The organism is Chryseobacterium cheonjiense (genome assembly GCF_012927265.1).
GTDB classification, from domain to species: Bacteria; Bacteroidota; Bacteroidia; order Flavobacteriales; family Weeksellaceae; genus Chryseobacterium; species Chryseobacterium cheonjiense.
Genome location: NZ_JABBGF010000001.1, coordinates 2,318,104 through 2,336,728 on the forward strand (window position 1 = coordinate 2,318,104; position 18,625 = coordinate 2,336,728).

The window sequence follows — 18,625 nt, forward strand, 5'->3', positions numbered from 1 at the left end:
TTTGAAATGTGTAATAATTTTTTAATATAAACGAATAAATTTTATATTGAATTAAAATATTTCTTTATTATGTACAGCAAAGATCATTACGGCTAACGACAGAACTTGACGCTTTAAAATAATTTAATAATTAATACAGTTCAGCAATTCCAGCAGGAATAAAAAAAGACTGCCGTTACAACGGCAGTCTCAAAATTAGAAGTTATTATAATTTATTTTGCTTTAAAATACACTCTTCTATTCGCTCTGTTTTTCCATTCAGGACATTTTGAAGCAGGATCACATTCAGGATATTTCAGGTCGGTTTTCCCGTTTCCCTGAGCACCAAGTTTTCCCGACTGTACTCCGTTCTGAATAAGATAGTTTTTTACGTTATTCGCTCTTCTTTCAGATAACATTTTGTTGTAAGCCTCTGTTCCTCTTGTATCGGTAGCGCCTACAACTGTATAAGAACCATCAGATGAATTGATATAGCTTACGGCGTTATTTAAGATTGGCGTATTCGAAGGTAAGATTCTGTCTGAATTAAGATCAAACTCGATACCTTCCAGTTTTGTTTCTGTTTCAGCAACAGCTCCCTGTCCTTGAGTCTGGTCAGGACATCCGTTATTTTCTACGCTTCCGGGAACTGTTACACATTTGTCGTAAAGATCAATTACTCCGTCAAGATCTACATCTAAAGCAACCCCTGATCCATCCACTCTTGCTCCTGCAGGAGTGTCAAGCTGTCTGTCCCAATCATCGCAAACTCCGTCGTTATCTGCATCTCCGTTTTTACAAACAACAACATCAGTAATCTTAGATTCCAACACATTGATTTTGTAGTAAGCTTCCTGCAATGGGTCATGCCACATCAGGTGAGATTCGTGCTTGCCTAGATTAACGGTAAGACCTAAAGTTGTGTTGATGAAGTTATCAGAACTTTTATTATTTATCCTGTTAATTGCGCTGTTTTGTGATCCTCCGCCATCAAATGAATCATCAGTTGTTACCACATACATTACTCTTCCTTCAAGATCAAGACGGTTGCTGATTTTATATTTCAGCCCGGCCCCCGCCTGTCCGAATAGTGAACCGAATTTGAATGGTTTGATTTCTCTTGTTAACCTTTGTCCCATTTCATCCTTAAGATATGCTCTGTATGCTAAGGTACCGATACCTGCATATCCATGAAGTGCCCATCTGAATGGTGATTTGTTATCTACTCTTCTTAAAAGGTTTGAAAAATTAATATCACCCAAAATAGAGATTGCATCGTATTGCGTTCTTGCTCCTACCTGCATATTAGCAGCAGCATTTGCTGGTGCGGCATCCTTTGTGTTGAAATACCCCTGTCTGGTTTCTCCACGGTCATATTGCAACTTTAATCCAAACGCATGTGTGATTGCCTTATCAATACTTACATATGCTGAATATCCAAACAAATCTTTTCCAGATCTATCACTTGTTTTAATTGAGTTAAGGTCAGCAGATTGTACCAAAGGCACTCCGGCACCAAATGAGATTGACCAGTCGTTAAATCTCTTTGAAGAGTTGGTGAATGGCTGTACATCGGCAGATCCTGAAGAGAAAGTGTTAGGATACTGTGTATTGTTCATAACCTGTAATGAATCCTGAGCAAAAAGGCATGTGGGTAATGCTATTGCCAACGATAAGATTGATAGTTTTGATTTCATATGATTTTTTTTAATGTTTCTTTAAGAAAAATAACTTCTGCTGCTTCAGCAGAATTATTTCAAATCAGAGTTTCAGCTCGTGCTCTTCATTATTCAATTATTATACCATTCATCCCCCTGAAATCTCTACCAGAGGGGGTATTTAACCGTAAAATAAAAATATGTGGTAGCTAAATCAGGTTATATATCAGGGATTTATAGTGTTTTATATGTCTCGCATATTAATTTTTAAATCATTTAATTTTAATATTATTTAACATTAAAATTTGACTGTGATTTATGTTTTTACACGATAAATTTTAATTAAATCTCTCAAAAAGATTTAAAAGTATATTAGAAAAAGAACCAATTCGGATATTAGGATTAGCTTATTATTACTCTCTTTCACGTCCTGATTATGATGAATATTTCCCAATTGCCAATAGCGTAAATCACACCATCTACCTGATATTCAATAGTAAAAAAACTTGTTTATAATAAAGATGTAAAATTAATTTTTGCGACAATTATTTATAGAAATACAAGTGCGGATGGTCCACAGACAGCCATCCTACGGAACGGATATGGAATTTTTTTTTTACATTTGCTTAAGAAGAGTACAAAAACATTTGATGTTTGTATTCCTTATATATTATACCAAGTTTATAAAAGCATTAAAAATCAACTAATGAAAAAAATTATTCTACTGTTTGCATGTGTGTTAGGTTTTTCGGCTTTCTCACAAATAAAAGTGTTGAAAAATGAAACTGTGGTAGAAGTAGGTAAAGATAATTCCGTAGGTTTATATAAAAAAGACAATAAATTTACAATCAATTATCAGGATCTAAATACCGCTAACCTTAATACCTTCCGATCATTTTCTTTTGAGAACCTCAATAAAGATGTTTCGGGTCTGTATGAGCTTATTAGCAATGGATTTATTGACATACCGGTAAGCAATATTGTTTTGGAACTTCCCAACGATATTATTGAGCTTCACTTTGAAAAAAATTTCGGACAGCCCACCGTTCAGTTTATTCAGTACATTAACAAAAACAGGAAATATGTCGGAAAATCTCAGATTCTGAATAAAAAACAGGTCGACAAAATTTTCGGAAGGTTAAATGGGAAATCTTCACTGTATGAAAAACCGGAAACAGCTGCCATGGGAAATCCGGCGAATCGTCCTGTTAATTCAGGCTCCGCTGCAAATACCGGCAGTAATAAAGACAGAAAAACAAAGAAATAATCGATTACAGAAATATTAACGAGGCTCATTCATCAGAATGAGCTTTTTTATTTTTATTTTTGCAAAAAGATCATTACGAGTATGTCTCTTCATATAAACAATCTTACCAAAAAGTTTGGTGAACAAACCGCGCTGAACAGTATTAATATTTCCATCGACAAAAATGAGATTATCGGACTTTTGGGCCCGAACGGCGCCGGAAAATCCACATTAATGAAATCTATTGTCGGAGCCTTAAAAATTGATGAAGGAGAAATAATTTTTAACGGTAAAAGCATTACCGAAGACGAGATAGAAAGCAAAAAAAATATAGGTTTTCTTCCGGAAAACAATCCGCTTTATCTTGAGATGTTTGTGAAAGAATACCTGCAGTTTGTTGCAAACATCCACCATATTCCTTCAGCAAGAGTAGATGAGGTAATAGAACTTGTAGGAATTACGCCTGAAAAATCTAAGAAAATAGGACAGCTTTCAAAAGGATATAAACAAAGAGTGGGTCTTGCACAAGCCATCATTCATCAGCCGGATCTATTGATACTGGATGAACCTACCAACGGACTGGATCCTAACCAAATCATCGAAATCCGAAATGTAGTGAAAGAAATCGGTCAGCAAAAAACGGTTTTGCTTTCCACCCATATCATGCAGGAAGTAGAGGCGCTTTGCTCACGGGTAATTCTTATTCATAAAGGAAATATCCTGCAGGATTGCCCGATAGACGAATTTAAAGGAAAGTTCGCCAGTCTTGAAGAAGCATTTGCAAGTTATACCGCATAAACGAAAAGCTCCAGATTTTGGAGCTTTTCTCTTTTGCACCAAACTTTGGCAAAAGATATATATAGATGGTTAAAAGTTTTTAAAGTGGAAACGAATTTTTTATTCTTTAAGCAAAATATTTAAGAATTATTATCACTTTTCTCTTCTATTGCCGGAACTGTTTCCAGATTTTTCTTCTGAACCTGTTCCAAAAGCTGCAGTCCCAAAAGTCCGCTGATTCCTCCGTTCGCAGAATCTCCGCTGCCTCCGATCAAAACTTCAGGCATAATTCTAACATTCTGACTGGCAATATTTTCCATGATCTTTAATTGTGTAAAATTATTTCCTCCCATTGCTTCTACAGACAGTTTATAAGATTCCGCATTAGATTTACCGATGGCCAGGATTTTTTCAGCTTCAGCATTACCTGTCAAAGAGATTTGCTCTGCACTTGCTTTGGCCAGCAATTCTATTTTTTCGGCTTCGGCCTTTGCGAGGAGTCTTGTCTTTTCAGCTTCACCGTTTGCCAAAAGTTTCAGCCTGTCTCCTTCTGCAGTTGCCTGCAATCTTACAGAATTTGCATCTCCGGTTGCCTTTTTCACGGATGCATCAGCAATTCTTTCTGCAATCACGACACCCTGATCAGCTTTTACGATTTCTTTCTGCATATCTGCAACGGCAGTTTCTTTTTCCAGAGCCTGACGCGTTTCCTGAGCAAGCATTTCTGTTTCATAAGTGATTTTCTGCTCTTCCGCCAGCTTTCTGTCCGTCAAAGTTTTCATAAGACTTTCAGGAGGAACGATGGCGCCGATCAAAGTATCCACTGCATTCACATTGTATTGTTCCAGAACGCTGCTGATATGATCTTTTGCAGACTGCTGTCTTTCTTTACGGGTTCCCAGGAAGGCAATAACATCGCTGTCCTGTGCAGAATTTCTGAAATAATTCCCAATCGTAGGTTCCAGAACCTGGCTTACAAGATTGATCATATTTCCGAAACGGGCAATCACTTTCGGTGCTTCATAGGTTGGAATATGAATAATCTGTGAAACATCCAGATTGAAAGGGAACCCGTCTTTACTTCGTACGGTAATTGTGGAAAGATTTTTATCCAGCTGATGGGATTCGCTTCTTTCATAGGCCCAGTTTAAGACAAGGTTTGTTGTAGGAACCAGTTCCACTTTCATAATATAAGGATTGATCGGATATTTTCCGGGACCAATTGGTTCTGCCCAAACACCTTTATGTCCTTTTTCCACAATATTTCCGTGTTTAAAATCTACGCCGCTTAAATCCTGCCCTTCCTCACCTACATAGCTTATAATCACCCCAACATGACCAATGGGAATTTCCGTCATTTTTACCATTTCAACTTTTGTAAACCAAGGGTTTAAGAAATATGAACCCGCCAGAATCACCTGTTCCTGAAGACCTTTGTAGCCGCCATTATTTAAAAAAGTGTCGACATCCTGAAACTTGTTATGATCCTTGATGATTTTCCCTGCAATCTGTCCTTCTTCCAAAGGACTTCCTTCCATTGTTGTGATAATTCCTACCGCATTATCCGGAATCTGGGTCATATCCGTAAGTTCAATTTCAAATAATAATGTGTTGATTCTGTAAGATCCCGGGGCAATAATAGCGGTTTGACGGCCTTTTCTCCCTCCGTTTTTTAAAAAAGCTTCAGCATCCTGAAAAGAATCGCAGTCTACTTTTCTTCCTAAAATTCTTCCGGTTTCCAGCTCCATACCATCTTTCGCAAGAAGCAAACCTATTTTTCCGGTCGGAATTACAATGAAAGGCTGAAAGTCAATAGAATATTGCCATATCCATTTTCCGAAATACACTCCGGGAGCCAGAGTCTGGGCCTGAAAACCTGCTTCTCCGTTGGTTGCAATGATTCTTCCTTCTGGAAGTTCCTGCTTACCTACGAGTACAAATTTTTTGGTAACCAATCCTATTCTGTCTTGCGGAACTATGACCAACCCAAAGAAAATTCTTAATATAAATTTGTAAAAAATAATGCATAATAATGCCATTACGACCGGAATCATCCAGCCATGAAAACCTAATTCCATAGTTTGTTTGTTTTTTTGTTTGATTAAATTTGAAAACAGGAGTGGTGCTCTATTTTTTCAGAAAAGAAAAACAGAGTACGAATTATGTGATAATTCTTTCAAAAAAAATTAAGAAATTACAGGAGGAGAAGTATTAAAAATCGTGAAGATGATTTCTGATACTTTTAAAAGAAAAAACTTAAAGTTAATTAGTTTCATTTTGATAAGAAAGGAACAAGATCCCTTTGACCATACAAATGTACGCAAGAAAAATATTCACTTGTTTCGAAAAACTTAAATATTTTCACAAATAGTTTTCAATCCCTTGAAAATCAATCCAATTATTTTTTATTTGATGTTGGTATTTATTAAAAATCTAAAAATTTTTGACAGGAAATTATCATTAAACCTAATCAACAATCTATGCATTGGCTTTAAATTTGATTAATTTTTTGCCTAAAAAATACTTTAAAATGTTCAGAAAAATTTTGTTGGGAACCTTCTGTATCGTTCAGATTTCATTGCTGCAGGCAACAGCTGTTACTGAAAATCCGATTCCAAAAATCCACTATTCGCAGGAAAAATTACCGAAATCCGTAATCATTAAAACTAAAAAATTTAAAATTAAAATCGATCAGCAGCCGGATGGAAAATACCTTTACCAGTCCTGGCCGGCCAATGGAAAAATCACGTCCAAACCAAGTATGATCATCAGTGGCGGAGAATTAATTCCTGACGGATCTGGAGGAAATTATTACTTTGAATTCAGCAATGAAGGATACACCTACCAGGTCTGGAGAAATTATCTTACCGACTCTGCTAAAAAAGCACCTTACACGCTTACTGTAGAAGATCAGAATGGGAAAACAATTGTAAGTCAGGATGGATTTGTTGTAAAATATTAAAAAATGCTCACCAAGGTGGGCTTTTTTATGCACGGGATTCTTTAACCAGATAAAAATTACTTTCGTTAAAGCTTTCCTTTGCTGCCTCATAGCCTATCTGAAATATTTTCTCAAGGCGGTCCTTTCTTCTTTCGAAAGTTCCGTAAGTGGAAAGCTCCTGCGAAGAGATAAACCAGTCGCAATAGTCGAATTTTATCTTTTCAATCCTGTAAGACAATAAATCGTAAGAACGGGAAACAATAGCTTTAATGGATTTAAGATCATTAATTTTAATATCATGAGGAGGAGAAACGAAAACGCCGATCAATTTATCACATTCATCCCTGATGATATCTGCAGGAAAATTATTGAGCACTCCCCCGTCACAATACATTTCTTCGTTAATAATGTAAGGAGTAGTAATTCCCGGTATGGAACATGAAGCGATAATAGCATCAACTACTTTAAAATCCTGATCAAAGATCTTTTCTGTCCCTGTTACAAGTTCTGTAGCAACGATTTTAACCTCTTTTCCTAAATCTTTCAGCTTCATATCTCCGAAAATAGGATTCAGGTAATTCCTGAAAATCACCGAAGATACAAGTCCGGGCTGATTAAACGCAAAATGTTTCCAGTTGAAAAAATATACCGAATTGAAGAACTCCAGAATTTCTTCCGGACTTTTTCCTACAGCATACATGGAACCTACGATAGAACCTGCACTGCAGCATGACAGAACATGAACATCAATATCTTTTTCCCTCAGAAATTTTAAAACTCCTGCGTGTGCAATTCCTTTTGTACCGCCGCCCGATAAAACAAGACCTACCTTTTCAAAATTCATTGAATAAATTTAAGAAAATACCACAGAATAAAGACAGCACTATCTAATTTTTTATTAGGTAGCTCTAAATAATATTGTATCGCTTACCAAATGACGTAAGACAGTCTACTGTTATATGAACAAAATAATAAAGCCCGGAAAATTCCAGGCTCATTTATATGTTATTAGTTATTAATATACTTTTCAAATATTTTTGAGAAATCCTTCTGAATATATTTATCAAAACTTGTAGTATTCCAGGCAAAAATATATTCGTTGATTGTTCTTAATTCCTGACTTTTCGATACATTTTCCTGTTTACCGGAGGCTACCGTAGTGATGGCTTTCTGTAAACTGTCATTTGAAAAATTCAACAGTGCCTGATTGTGATGAACAGCCTGCTGGATTGCCAATAGGGCTTTATACAAATCTTTAAGCTGATCGATCTGGCTTTTCGTTACACTGATCATCAGCGGAACATTTCCGATATTAAAAGATATTTCGACATCGAGATCAATGGTTCCTGCCGTCTGCAGGGCAATATTGGAGAAAGGGAATTCGTAATATTCATATCTTCTCAACACTCTTTTTTTATCCAAAGCACTTGCTCCGTCAATATGAATCAGTGCTCTGTTGGTAAAGCAGTATTCATCTCTTTTGGATTTAATAAGAAAGAAAATTTTCTCATTGTCTTCTGACAAGATATAATCATCAGAATCTACCTTATCATAATCCTGGGAAGGAATAATTTTGCCAATATCTCCTAATCCTAACGCTTCTGCAGCTAATTTTTTGAACATACTTTATTTTAATTTGTATTTTGTTTAGTGAATAAAATTAAGAAAATAACTTAGATAAAATCAAAAAAATTATCCTAAAGCTCGTTTAAATTTGATTAATTATTCAAAAATTTCATTCATTTTTTGACGCAAAGATTTAATTTAAAGACTTAATTATTTAAGTAAGCAAAGGAGGATCAACAGGTTGATTTGATGAAGCTATTTCTTCAAGCTTCGTGAAGCAATTTTATTTGCCTTTGCTTTCTAAAAGTAATGTGTAAAGTTGAATTAAATCTTTGCGTTTAAAAATAATAGAATTTAAAAACTTTAAATGTCAAATTTAAACAGGCTCTTTCAAAAAGAAAAACCACAGACAAAATCTGTGGTTTACTATATTTATAATTTAATTATCAAATTAAATATGGATCACTTCTCCATAAGCAGCAGCAGCAGCTTCCATAATCGCTTCGGATACTGTTGGGTGCGGGTGAATCGATTTGATGATCTCGTGACCGGTAGTTTCCAGCTTTCTGGCAACAACCGCTTCAGCAACCATATCGGTAACGCCATCTCCAATCATATGACAGCCTAACCATTCTCCGTATTTAGCATCGAAAATAACTTTGATGAAACCGTCTGTATTGCCGTTTGCTGTTGCTTTTCCGCTTGCAGAAAGAGGGAATTTACCCACTTTGATTTCATACCCTTTCTCTTTAGCCTGCTTTTCAGTAAGACCAACAGAAGCAACTTCAGGGTGGCAGTACGTACATCCCGGAATATTGCCATAGTCGATTTTTTCGACGTGCATTCCTTTGATTTTTTCAACGCAGGTAATTCCTTCTGCAGAAGCAACGTGTGCCAATGCCTGAGTCGGAATGATATCTCCGATTGCATAATATCCGGGAACTGAAGTTTCGTACCATTCATTTACCAAAACTCTTCCCTTATCCGTCTGGATTCCTACTTCTTCAAGACCAATATTCTCGATGTTTGCAGCAATACCGACAGCAGATAATAAAATATCAGCTTCAAGCGTAATGTTTCCTTTAGCTGTTTTTACGTTAGCTTTTACGCCTTCTCCGCTGGTGTCAACACTTTCCACAGAAGCGTTGGTCATGATCTCAATCCCTGATTTTTTCAGAGATTTTTCTAAGTGCTTAGAGATTTCTTCATCTTCTACAGGAACGATATTCGGCATAAATTCCACCACCGTAACTTTTGTTCCCATTGTATTATAGAAGTCGGCAAATTCTACCCCGATTGCTCCTGAACCTACAACGATCATCGATTTCGGCTGTTCAGGAAGAGATAATGCCTGTCTGTATCCTATTACTTTTTTACCATCCTGAGGAAGGTTCGGCAATTCTCTTGAACGCGCACCAGTAGCGATTATAATATGTGTTCCTGTATATTCGGTTACTTTTCCGTCTTTATCGGTAACAGAAACTTTTTTACCTTTCTGTACTTTGGCGGTCCCTAAAATTACATCGATCTTATTCTTTTTCATTAAGAATTCGATTCCTTTGCTCATTTTATTGGCTACGCCACGGCTTCTCTGAATTACGTTAGGAAATTCAAAACTACCTTCCACTTTATTTAAGCCATAATCTTCAGCGTGATTAATATAATGAAAAACCTGAGCAGACTTTAGCAAAGCTTTTGTAGGAATACATCCCCAGTTAAGGCATATCCCTCCCAAACTTTCTTTTTCGATAATTGCAGTTTTGAAACCCAATTGCGCCGCTCTGATTGCAGTAACATATCCACCGGGACCACTACCGATGACAATAATATCGTAATTCATTAGTTTAAAATTTTATGCGAATTTAAGGAAAAATATTGGATGTTCAGCCTTTCTTAGCTTACAACATAGATGGAATGAAAGACATTATCTTGTATTTAAAAAAAGAAAAGAGAACGCTAATGCATTCTCTTTTTTATTTCCGTTAAGAGGATAAGTTCTCTGTTATGCTTACTCTATCTGGTAGCTCTTAACAGCTTTTTTTCATTCTGATATCTGAGATTAAGGGCTTTCAGCTGATCGCTTTTCATTTTCTTGGTCGCCAGCGGATGATTAAGAATCAACCTTTTTTCAGTGTTATATTTTTTGTCTAATTCCCTCGCCTTACTGTTGTACAGTTCGCTTCTGGAAGGATGCGGAGGTGCGGGAGGACGTAAAGGATGTTTCTGTGCAAAAGCTCCACCTGACAAACCTAAAAGTAAAAGTGTTGGTATTAAAAACTTTTTCATAACTTTTTATTTTTTGAATGATCTTAATTTTAGCCTTATATCATTCAGGTTTATAACGGAATATTTGCATATATCATACCACAATTCAATAAGAATTGTTTACTTATTTTTATTATAGGAAACCCTCCATACTACTCCGCTTACATCGTCGGCAACAAGTATAGATCCGTCAGCAAGCTGAAGTACCCCTACAGGTCTTCCGTAGACGTCTCCTTTTGCTTCATTGGCAATAAATCCTGTAAGAAAAGGCTGATACGGACCTGAAGCCTTACCGTTCGCAAAAGGTACGAATGCTACCTGATACCCTGCGAGAGAAGATCGGTTCCATGATCCGTGTTGTCCGATAAATGCTCCGTTTTTATATTTCTCCGGAAACTGACTTCCGGTATAGAAAGCGAGTCCTAAAGAGGCGGTATGACTTCCCAGCGGAACATCCGGGACAATGGTCTTAGCAACGAGATCAGGTTTTTCTCCTTTTCTTCTCGGATCTTCATTTTTCCCGAAATAAGCATAAGGCCATCCATAAAATGCATTCTGCTTTACACTAGTAAGATAATCCGGAACCAGTTCGTCACCAAGTTCATCCCGTTCGTTGACAACCGTCCAGAGTTCGCCGGTAAGGGGATTCCAGCTCATTCCAACTGGATTTCTCAGACCCGCTGCAAAAATTTTCTCTCCGCTTCCGTCAGGATTTACTTCAAGAATGTTGGCTCTCCGTACTTCATTTTCCATTCCGTTTTCGCCTACGTTACTTCCTGAACCTACACTGATGTAAATTTTAGACTGGTCTTTATTGGCGATTAAATTTCTTGTCCAGTGGTTATTATATCCTCCGGCGGGAAGATTTACAATCTTTTTACCAGGCTGGGTAATTTTTGTATCTCCCGATTTATAGGGATATACCCAAAGTCCATCGGTATTGGCTACGTAAAATTTATCTTTAATAATAAGCATTCCGTAAGGCTGATTGAGCTTATCAAGAAATACGGAAGACGATTCGGGAAAGCCATCCTTATTGGCATCACGATATAAGATGATCCTGTTGGCAGATTTGCCTCCGACTTCAGCATCACTTTTACCGCTGATATCGTTTTTAATTTTCTCTGTTGTGGAACGCTCCGAGTTGGAAAGAACGACAAAAATGTCGCCGTTTTCAGCCTGAATCATATTTCTCGGGCTTTTTATATTATCTGCAAACCGGGTTACGGTAAAACCTTCCGGAGCAACAGGCGATTTTCCTTTGGGCCATCCGATGACATTACTGAATTTGTTTTTGGAGTTCTTCTCGTCAGGTGCAGGCAACTTCAGCGTATCCGTTTCTGTGACGACTTCTTTCTGAGTTGAGGTTTTTTCGTTTTTATTTTCTTTACAGCTGAAGAAAGTCAGCGCCAAAGCTGGTAAAAGATATTTTTTCATAAATTTTAGTGATAATGGTTGATAAGAGACTTGCAAAAACCATTCCTTAGGAATCGATTGGTTTTTCATTTAAACAAATGGATAAAGACTAAATCCTTATTTTTGAAACAGATTTAGAATAACAATATCTAAAAAAAACAGTACAAGTAATTACCTGCACTGTTCAATTTAAATTTGTTTGAATCCTATTTACTATATCAGGAACAATATGTTTGATTATTTTCTGATAATATTGATGAAAGGTTTAAGAAAATATTTTTCTCACTGATGTCGCACAATATGCGATTTAGGCCTGTATTTTTTATCAAGATCTTCTATTATGGCAATGGTCTGATCAGAAATTACATAGGCATCTTTAGTCTTATTTGCTGACTTATTATAGAGATATACAAAATTAAACGGATCTTCAATATGTTTGATCAATTGTTTCTTATACCCTGCCTTTTCAATAATATTAGCCATATAATATCCCGGTATATGCCCGCTTGTATTCCATCCTTTAAACAGTTTATTTAATTTTAACTGTGATTTCTCCAAAGGTTTTGCAGAAAGTAAGGAATCAATATTTTTTAACGTTTTGTAACCGTCAGATAAAAAACTCTCGGGATATCCGCGCTGAAATTCCAGCAAATTTTTAGCATCTTCTCCCTGATATCTTTTGTCTATAAGATCGGCCGACCCTTCATTCAGAATTCTTTGTAGCATACTTACGATGACAAGATCTTCCTGATCAACATCAAAATCCATTCTCGGCCGCAACACATGCTGAAACTCATGGCCACCCAGTATCCCCATTTTATTATAGTCATTGAAATAAGCAGCCAGTAAAGTGTAAATCATCCAGCCATTTTCCACATGGGCATCATTATGAACAGGGATAATCGTAATTTTATATTCCGGAGCTCTTTTATGATCTTTTTTAGGAAGCATCTGATAACTATACTGATAAGAAAGATCAAGATATTTTTCCGGCTGTTGTTCAATGTTCTTAAGATAAGCTTTCATCTTATCTTCATTAATCTTATATTCGTTGATGATGTAGGTCCACCAGTTGTTATAGGGATCTTTGAGCCTTTGCTGTAGTTTTGCTTCATTCTTTGGCATGTAGACTGTTTCCATAATTTTCCTGTAATTATCGATATAAATACTGTCTACTCCCTGATCTTTAAGGTAAACCTGTATGGCTTCATTTTTTATGAAATGCTTCCATTCCACAGGATCAACCGGCTGGTCTTTTCTTAATTTATCCGTAATCCTGAAATACTCCCAACATGCAGAATCGTCAAATTTCTGTGAATATAATAACTGAAATGTATGTAAACTACAAATTATTAAAAGTAATCGTTTTATCATTATTTATAATCCTTATTAATGCAGCAAATATAATTAAATAAGCAAATACAATCATATTATTACTCCACCTCAATATTCTGTTTCAGCGGAAGGTTTTTTGAAGAATTCCCGACAAAAATTCTGTATGTTCCTTTTTCAACAATCCAGTTCATTTTCTCGTCTAAAAACTGTAATTCTTTCACCGGAACTTCAATCGAAACCTGTTTTGCTTCACCTGGTTTTAAATATACTTTTTGAAAACCTTTCAGTTCAATAATCGGTCTTGAAACTGAGGCGAGTAAATCTTTCACATAAAGCTGTAAAACTTCACTACCTGCTTTCGAACCTGTATTCTTTACATTGACTGTGGCAGTAATCGTATCTTTTGTTGTAAACTGTAGTTTGTTTAACTGTAAATCCGAAACTTCAAAAGTCGTATAACTCAATCCGAAACCAAAAGGATACAGCGGTTCGCCACTCAGATCGTAATAATCATTTCCACGTCCGGTCGGATGATGATTGTAAGATAACGGAAGTTGTCCCTCTTCTACCGGAAAAGTAATTGGTAATTTTCCGGATGGATTTTCTTCACCGAATAAAACTTTAGCCACGGCTCTTCCGCCCTCTTCTCCGGGATACCAGACGTCTAAAATAGCTCCGACTTTATCTTTCCAATTGGTCGTTTTAATCGCAGAACCACCCACCAGCACAACCGTGACCGGTTTATTTAATTTTGAAACTTCATCAATAAATGGTTCCTGATTTCCGGGAAGCGCCAATGAAGAACGATCCTGAAATTCACCTTCATGGATTCCTGCAGTTACGATGATATAATCCGCTTGCTCAGCGAGTTGTAAAGCATTTTTAAAGTCTTTCTGATAATCCGGCAGTCCGTAATTCCAGATAAGCTCTATATTGGCTTCACCTCTATTTTCACGAAATTCCACGGTTATATCATACTTTTCATCTTTTTCAAAATCTATTTCAGCTGTTTTGGTCGAATAACTGAGCTTTTCCCAATTGTCAATCAACAGTTTTCCATTCAGAAACAAACGGAAACCATCATTTCCACGAAGTCCCAACTGATACTTTCCGGATTCCGGAGCTTCCAATTTTCCAGTCCAGCGAATGCTGTAATTATCAGGCTGAAGCTTTTCAGGGTTTGGCGAATACAGCGTCCATTTGAAATTCAATTGTTCATCCTGTTTTTCAAAAGCGGGATTTCCTTTCAAATCAGGATTGGAAAAATACATTCCTTTTAATCCTTTCTGATTTTCAAAAGATAAAAAATCAGCAGGAACGGTGACAAACTTTTTCAGATTCCAGTCGATACCTTTTGAATAAGTGATTTCAATATTTTTATTTTTAACAAAATCTTTAATTCCCTCAACAATACTCACTTTATTATTTCCCGGTCCCGAATATCCACCCAATCTTGCATCCACCGCATCAGTCCCGACAATCAGAATCTTTTTTATCGTTTCCGGAACGGGAAGTGTTTTATTGGTATTCTGCAGCAGCACAAAAGATTCAGCAGCCGCTTTTTCAGCTAAAGGTTTATGGTTGATTTTCTTTAATTCCTGAATGTCTTTATCGGAAACATAAGGATTTTCAAACAATCCCAATTCAAATTTTGCCCTTAAAACCCTTGCTACGGCATCATCAATTCTCTCCTGAGAAATTCTTCCGTCTAAAAATGGCGGAATGAACAATTTGTAATGTTTATATTCTGTCTGGAAAATAACATCCAGTCCAGCGTTGATGGCTTGTGCAGAGGCATCGTCGTAATCTTTGGCTGTAAAATGCAGGACATTTGCCCCGCCTACTGCACTGGCGTCACTGATGACAAAACCTTTAAAATTCCAATCTTTTTTTAATTTTTCCGTTAAAAGCCAATGGTTGGCGGTGGAAGGCCTTCCGTCCAGCAGATTGTAGGAAGTCATTACCGAACGGCTTTTTCCCTGTTGAAAGGCTTTTTCAAATGGTATGAGATGCGTTTCTTCCAGATATCTTCTGCTCCAATGGATCGGATACGAATCCCTTCCTCCTTCTCCTACATTTGCTAAAAAATGTTTCGGAGTGGTAACAATTCCCTGCTTTTCAAAAGAGCTTATAAAGCTTACTCCCATTACCGAGGTAAGAAAGGGATCTTCACCATAGGTTTCTTCCGTCCTGCCCCATCTAACATCACTTGCCAAATTGACAACCGGTGTTAAAATTTGTCGAATTCCTCTCAGTTTTGATTCTTTGGCGATAGCTGCAGAAACTTCCTTCATCAATTCAGGATTAAAGGTTGCTGCGAGTCCGATAGCCTGTGGAAAAGCCGTAGCACCCTCACGCATCAATCCGTGCAATGCCTCATCAAAAGGGATAATAGGAATTCCCAGTCTGGATTCTTCGACAAAATATTTTTGAATGGCATTGATTTTCCCGGCCAGCTTTCCTGCATCTTCATTGGCATTATAGGTTAACAATTGTCCTGCCGCTCCGCCTCCCTGATTCCCTGCGCTCACCTGTAACCCGAAAATTCCGTGGGAATATTGATCTTTAGGAACATGATCCAAATCTCCGGGAATCATAAAGCATTGCCAGAATTTTTCTTCAGGAGTCATTCTTTTTAATAAATCCTGAACTCTGGCTTCTACCGGTTGCTTAGGGTCTTTATATAAAGGTTTTTGAGCAGAAATAATTACAGAGCTTAATAAGAATATTCCTATAATTTTAAATCGCATTGTAAAATAATTTTAGTTGTAGAATGTTTAAACTTTATATAACCGCAAAAGTCACAAAAGATGAATTCAAATTTATTTTAAAGTTGATGACTAGAAATGAAAAGGACCACAATAGCTTTAAAAAATCTTCGATTTTGTTCTTTTTAGAACTCTGATTATTCTAAAAAATATTAGCTTAAAAACTTAATAAAAAAATTAATTTATTGATTTCTTAATTTCATCTAGCTTAATAAACTGAAATTCTCAATGTTATCAGATTTCTTTTTAACGCTCCGATTTCCTATGTCGTTTTTGATATCAAATAGTCTACAATTTGAACTATTGTGTAATTTGAATTACTGTTGAATATTTTAGCTGAGTTCTTTCTTCCGGCAAATCAACTTTAATTACATTTCCTGATTGTTTCCATTGAATTTTATTTTTTAATCCTAAAACTTTCATTGATTTTGGTTTAAAATTCTCCGGAATGGTAAAATTTAATGTTGATGGAGCTTCATAATTTGTTTTTTCATCGAGGTGAAAAATATTTATTGTTCTTCCGTCTTTACTTTGGGTGTAATAAACATTGCCTTCGTGATAAGGAGCGACACTCCGTGTTGCAAAAACAGCCGATTGGTTTTTCTCCATCCATGATGAAATTTCTTTTAATCTTTCATAAACAACAGGATCGTAATCACCGTTTGGCCCGGGAGCAATATTCATCAGGTAATTTCCACCTCTTGAAATGATTTTCACCAGTGTTTCAATGATTTTCTGAGAAGATTTGTATTTATCGTTCGGGACATACGAAAATGAATCACCCATCGTAATGCAGCTTTCCCAGGGAATCGGGAGCGGTTTTTCCGGAACTGCCTGTTCGGGTGTTACATAATTTTCCCACTTTCCGGGAACGGTGCGATCTACGATGATGATTCCGGGCTGATTTTTCCGGGCCATCGTCCCTATTTTATCCATATCGATATCCTGTTCCACTTTGATGGTTCGCTGCCATTCGACATTGGGATCAATGGTGTAGAATGGGCGCACCCAGCCTCCGTCCAGCCACAGAATGTCTATTTTTCCGTAATTTGAAGTGATTTCATTCAACTGATTAAAGGTAAAATTCTTAAAACTGTTCCATTTCTCAGGATATTTTTTCGGATCATAATTCACATTACGGTCTTTTGGCGGAAAGTAGGACCACCAGTAGTCATCGGAATGCCAGTCGGGTTTTGAAAAGTATGCTCCGATCTTAAACCCTTCTTTCCGGAACGTGTTGAAAATTTCTCTGGTAACATCTGCTTTCGGATTTTTGGAAAAAGGCGTTTTTGGAGAGGTTATTTTATAATCCGACTGTTGTGTATCGAACATGGCGAAGCCATCATGATGTTTTGTAGTGAATACCACATATCTCATTCCTGCTTTTTTTACGGCATCCGCCCATTTTTGAGGATTGAATTGAGTCGGGTTGAAAGTCGTCTGAAGATTTTCATAATTTTTTACGTATTCGTAATATGATTTCCCGTGTTCGGGTTTTCTTTGGGTCCAGGATTCATCTTCTGGGCAAAGGCTCCAGCTTTCAACAATTCCCCACTGGCTGTATGTTCCCCAGTGCATGAAAAGACCAAATTTCAGATCCTGCCAGTTTTCGAGATTTTGTACCACCAAGGGATCGTCCGGTTTCTGATATCCTTCTGAAACATTGTGGGCCTGTGAAAAAAATACGGATGAGGTAATGAATGCGGAAAGAAATACGGTTTTAGTTTTTAGCCTGATGAACATGAAGTTTTCGTTTTTGCTAAATTAGTGTTTAGCAAGAAAATTTTACCATAAAGAACCAAAAATTTTAACACATTAACTTTTTCGGGTTTTCTTCGGATCATCTTCGGGTCGGCTTCGGAAAAACGGTACTTTTTCCGAGGAGTTCCCGAACAACACCCGAAGGATTATCGAAGACATTTGATTATCTCTTAAAAATTCCATTTTTTTTCATCAATTTATTTTTATTAAAATGGTTTTATGGAAGATTAATTTTTCTTAAAATCAATTGAGACAGGAATAAAAACAATCTGCTAATACTAAGCTGTAAATATTATTCATAGAAGCTGTTTCCAGCATTTTTTTCATCATATTAAATTCATTTCATTTTCTTTGTCCGGAGATATATTTTTTCTAATTTCGCATCGGATTTTAGAAAACTTCCAACCTGAAAACAGGAAAATGCATCTTTAAAATAATACGACATCTTTTGTCGTGTGTAAGCATTCGTTTTGCAGCAATGGAAAAAATTTCCTAAGAACCGAAGTCAATAAAAAAACAAAAACATGATGAAAACATATCCTTATCGGACCATTTCTCCATAACGCTTCAAATTCTAATACCGGAATTCTGTATTCTCAGACCTTTTTAATTTTAAACAATAATAATACTTATCACTAAACACTTTGTATGAATAAATTCTACTCAGGGGCAATTTTCTTATGCTCCGTTTTGGGAATTTCTGCCCAAGAAGTAGTCTGGCAGAAAGACATTCCCTCTTCCACGCAGGAGTTTCTCTCGCAAATTACCCCAACCATTGATCAGCAGTATTTAATTTCGGGAAGTTCTATTGTTCCTTCTAAAGATTCTGGAAACGGACAAAACAGGGGGTATGACCTTCGTTTGATGAAGCTTAACCAGCAGGGAGAGACCGTTTGGGAAAAATATTTCTCAG

At 36.6% G+C, this 18,625-nt stretch carries 13 protein-coding genes and 1 pseudogene; 4 read left to right on the forward strand and 10 right to left on the reverse strand.

Annotation, left to right across the window (positions count from 1 at the left end; all coding sequences use genetic code 11):
• Positions 1-212 precede the first annotated feature (212 nt).
• The gene (locus tag HHL20_RS10425; protein WP_169231062.1) at positions 213-1,676 is read right to left on the reverse strand and encodes an OmpA family protein; all 1,464 of its coding nucleotides are present in this window, start codon (positions 1,674-1,676) and stop codon (positions 213-215) included.
• A gap of 667 nt (positions 1,677-2,343) precedes the next feature.
• On the opposite strand from HHL20_RS10425, the gene HHL20_RS10430 reads away from it, so the two are divergent.
• The gene (locus HHL20_RS10430; RefSeq protein WP_169231063.1) at positions 2,344-2,904 is read left to right on the forward strand and encodes a hypothetical protein; all 561 of its coding nucleotides are present in this window, start codon (positions 2,344-2,346) and stop codon (positions 2,902-2,904) included.
• A gap of 81 nt (positions 2,905-2,985) precedes the next feature.
• Positions 2,986-3,681 (forward strand): ABC transporter ATP-binding protein, encoded by a 696-nt coding sequence (locus HHL20_RS10435; RefSeq protein ID WP_169231064.1) that lies wholly within the window; start codon positions 2,986-2,988, stop codon positions 3,679-3,681.
• A 119-nt stretch (positions 3,682-3,800) separates the two neighbouring features.
• Here HHL20_RS10435 and HHL20_RS10440 read toward each other — a convergent pair whose 3' ends face one another.
• Positions 3,801-5,738, reverse strand: coding sequence for an SPFH domain-containing protein (locus HHL20_RS10440; protein WP_169231065.1), 1,938 nt, complete (start codon positions 5,736-5,738; stop codon positions 3,801-3,803).
• 452 nt (positions 5,739-6,190) lie between these two features.
• On the opposite strand from HHL20_RS10440, the gene HHL20_RS10445 reads away from it, so the two are divergent.
• On the forward strand, positions 6,191-6,622 hold the full coding sequence (locus HHL20_RS10445) for a hypothetical protein (RefSeq protein ID WP_169231066.1): 432 nt from the start codon (positions 6,191-6,193) through the stop codon (positions 6,620-6,622).
• A gap of 25 nt (positions 6,623-6,647) precedes the next feature.
• Here HHL20_RS10445 and HHL20_RS10450 read toward each other — a convergent pair whose 3' ends face one another.
• From HHL20_RS10450 to HHL20_RS10485, 8 genes are all read right to left on the reverse strand, one after another.
• Positions 6,648-7,445 carry a patatin-like phospholipase family protein gene (locus HHL20_RS10450; protein ID WP_169231067.1) on the reverse strand — a complete coding sequence of 266 codons (798 nt, stop codon included), beginning with the start codon at positions 7,443-7,445 and terminating at the stop codon, positions 6,648-6,650.
• 164 nt (positions 7,446-7,609) lie between these two features.
• Entirely contained in the window at positions 7,610-8,224 is a 615-nt protein-coding gene (locus tag HHL20_RS10455) for a PH domain-containing protein (protein WP_169231068.1), read from the reverse strand.
• 394 nt (positions 8,225-8,618) lie between these two features.
• Positions 8,619-10,007, reverse strand: a complete 1,389-nt coding sequence (lpdA, locus tag HHL20_RS10460) for a dihydrolipoyl dehydrogenase (RefSeq protein ID WP_169231069.1) — start codon at positions 10,005-10,007, stop codon at positions 8,619-8,621.
• Positions 10,008-10,180: 173 nt separating this feature from the next.
• Positions 10,181-10,453, reverse strand: coding sequence for a hypothetical protein (locus tag HHL20_RS10465; protein WP_169231070.1), 273 nt, complete (start codon positions 10,451-10,453; stop codon positions 10,181-10,183).
• Between the two features lie 99 nt (positions 10,454-10,552).
• A complete protein-coding gene (locus tag HHL20_RS10470) occupies positions 10,553-11,869 on the reverse strand; it encodes a PQQ-dependent sugar dehydrogenase (RefSeq protein ID WP_169231071.1) in 1,317 nt (438 codons plus the stop codon).
• Positions 11,870-12,130: 261 nt separating this feature from the next.
• Positions 12,131-13,222 carry a DUF5700 domain-containing putative Zn-dependent protease gene (locus HHL20_RS10475; RefSeq protein WP_169231072.1) on the reverse strand — a complete coding sequence of 364 codons (1,092 nt, stop codon included), beginning with the start codon at positions 13,220-13,222 and terminating at the stop codon, positions 12,131-12,133.
• Between the two features lie 59 nt (positions 13,223-13,281).
• Positions 13,282-15,933: a beta-glucosidase gene (locus HHL20_RS10480; RefSeq protein ID WP_169231073.1), complete on the reverse strand. Its 2,652-nt coding sequence runs from the start codon at positions 15,931-15,933 to the stop codon at positions 13,282-13,284.
• Between the two features lie 318 nt (positions 15,934-16,251).
• Positions 16,252-17,694, reverse strand: a complete 1,443-nt coding sequence (locus tag HHL20_RS10485) for an alpha-L-fucosidase (RefSeq protein ID WP_169231074.1) — start codon at positions 17,692-17,694, stop codon at positions 16,252-16,254.
• 666 nt (positions 17,695-18,360) lie between these two features.
• Here HHL20_RS10485 and HHL20_RS10490 point away from each other — a divergent pair.
• Positions 18,361-18,625, forward strand: a pseudogene (locus HHL20_RS10490) (T9SS type A sorting domain-containing protein); the annotation flags it as partial.

Bases quoted from the DNA above. Each gene is read 5' to 3' on its own strand.
- HHL20_RS10425 (WP_169231062.1), bottom strand. From the start codon at position 1,676: ATGAAATCAAAACTATCAATCTTATCGTTGGCAATAGCATTACCCACA.
- HHL20_RS10430 (WP_169231063.1), top strand. From the start codon at position 2,344: ATGAAAAAAATTATTCTACTGTTTGCATGTGTGTTAGGTTTTTCGGCT.
- HHL20_RS10435 (WP_169231064.1), top strand. From the start codon at position 2,986: ATGTCTCTTCATATAAACAATCTTACCAAAAAGTTTGGTGAACAAACC.
- HHL20_RS10440 (WP_169231065.1), bottom strand. From the start codon at position 5,738: ATGGAATTAGGTTTTCATGGCTGGATGATTCCGGTCGTAATGGCATTA.
- HHL20_RS10445 (WP_169231066.1), top strand. From the start codon at position 6,191: ATGTTCAGAAAAATTTTGTTGGGAACCTTCTGTATCGTTCAGATTTCA.
- HHL20_RS10450 (WP_169231067.1), bottom strand. From the start codon at position 7,445: ATGAATTTTGAAAAGGTAGGTCTTGTTTTATCGGGCGGCGGTACAAAA.
- HHL20_RS10455 (WP_169231068.1), bottom strand. From the start codon at position 8,224: ATGTTCAAAAAATTAGCTGCAGAAGCGTTAGGATTAGGAGATATTGGC.
- lpdA (WP_169231069.1), bottom strand. From the start codon at position 10,007: ATGAATTACGATATTATTGTCATCGGTAGTGGTCCCGGTGGATATGTT.
- HHL20_RS10465 (WP_169231070.1), bottom strand. From the start codon at position 10,453: ATGAAAAAGTTTTTAATACCAACACTTTTACTTTTAGGTTTGTCAGGT.
- HHL20_RS10470 (WP_169231071.1), bottom strand. From the start codon at position 11,869: ATGAAAAAATATCTTTTACCAGCTTTGGCGCTGACTTTCTTCAGCTGT.
- HHL20_RS10475 (WP_169231072.1), bottom strand. From the start codon at position 13,222: ATGATAAAACGATTACTTTTAATAATTTGTAGTTTACATACATTTCAG.
- HHL20_RS10480 (WP_169231073.1), bottom strand. From the start codon at position 15,933: ATGCGATTTAAAATTATAGGAATATTCTTATTAAGCTCTGTAATTATT.
- HHL20_RS10485 (WP_169231074.1), bottom strand. From the start codon at position 17,694: ATGTTCATCAGGCTAAAAACTAAAACCGTATTTCTTTCCGCATTCATT.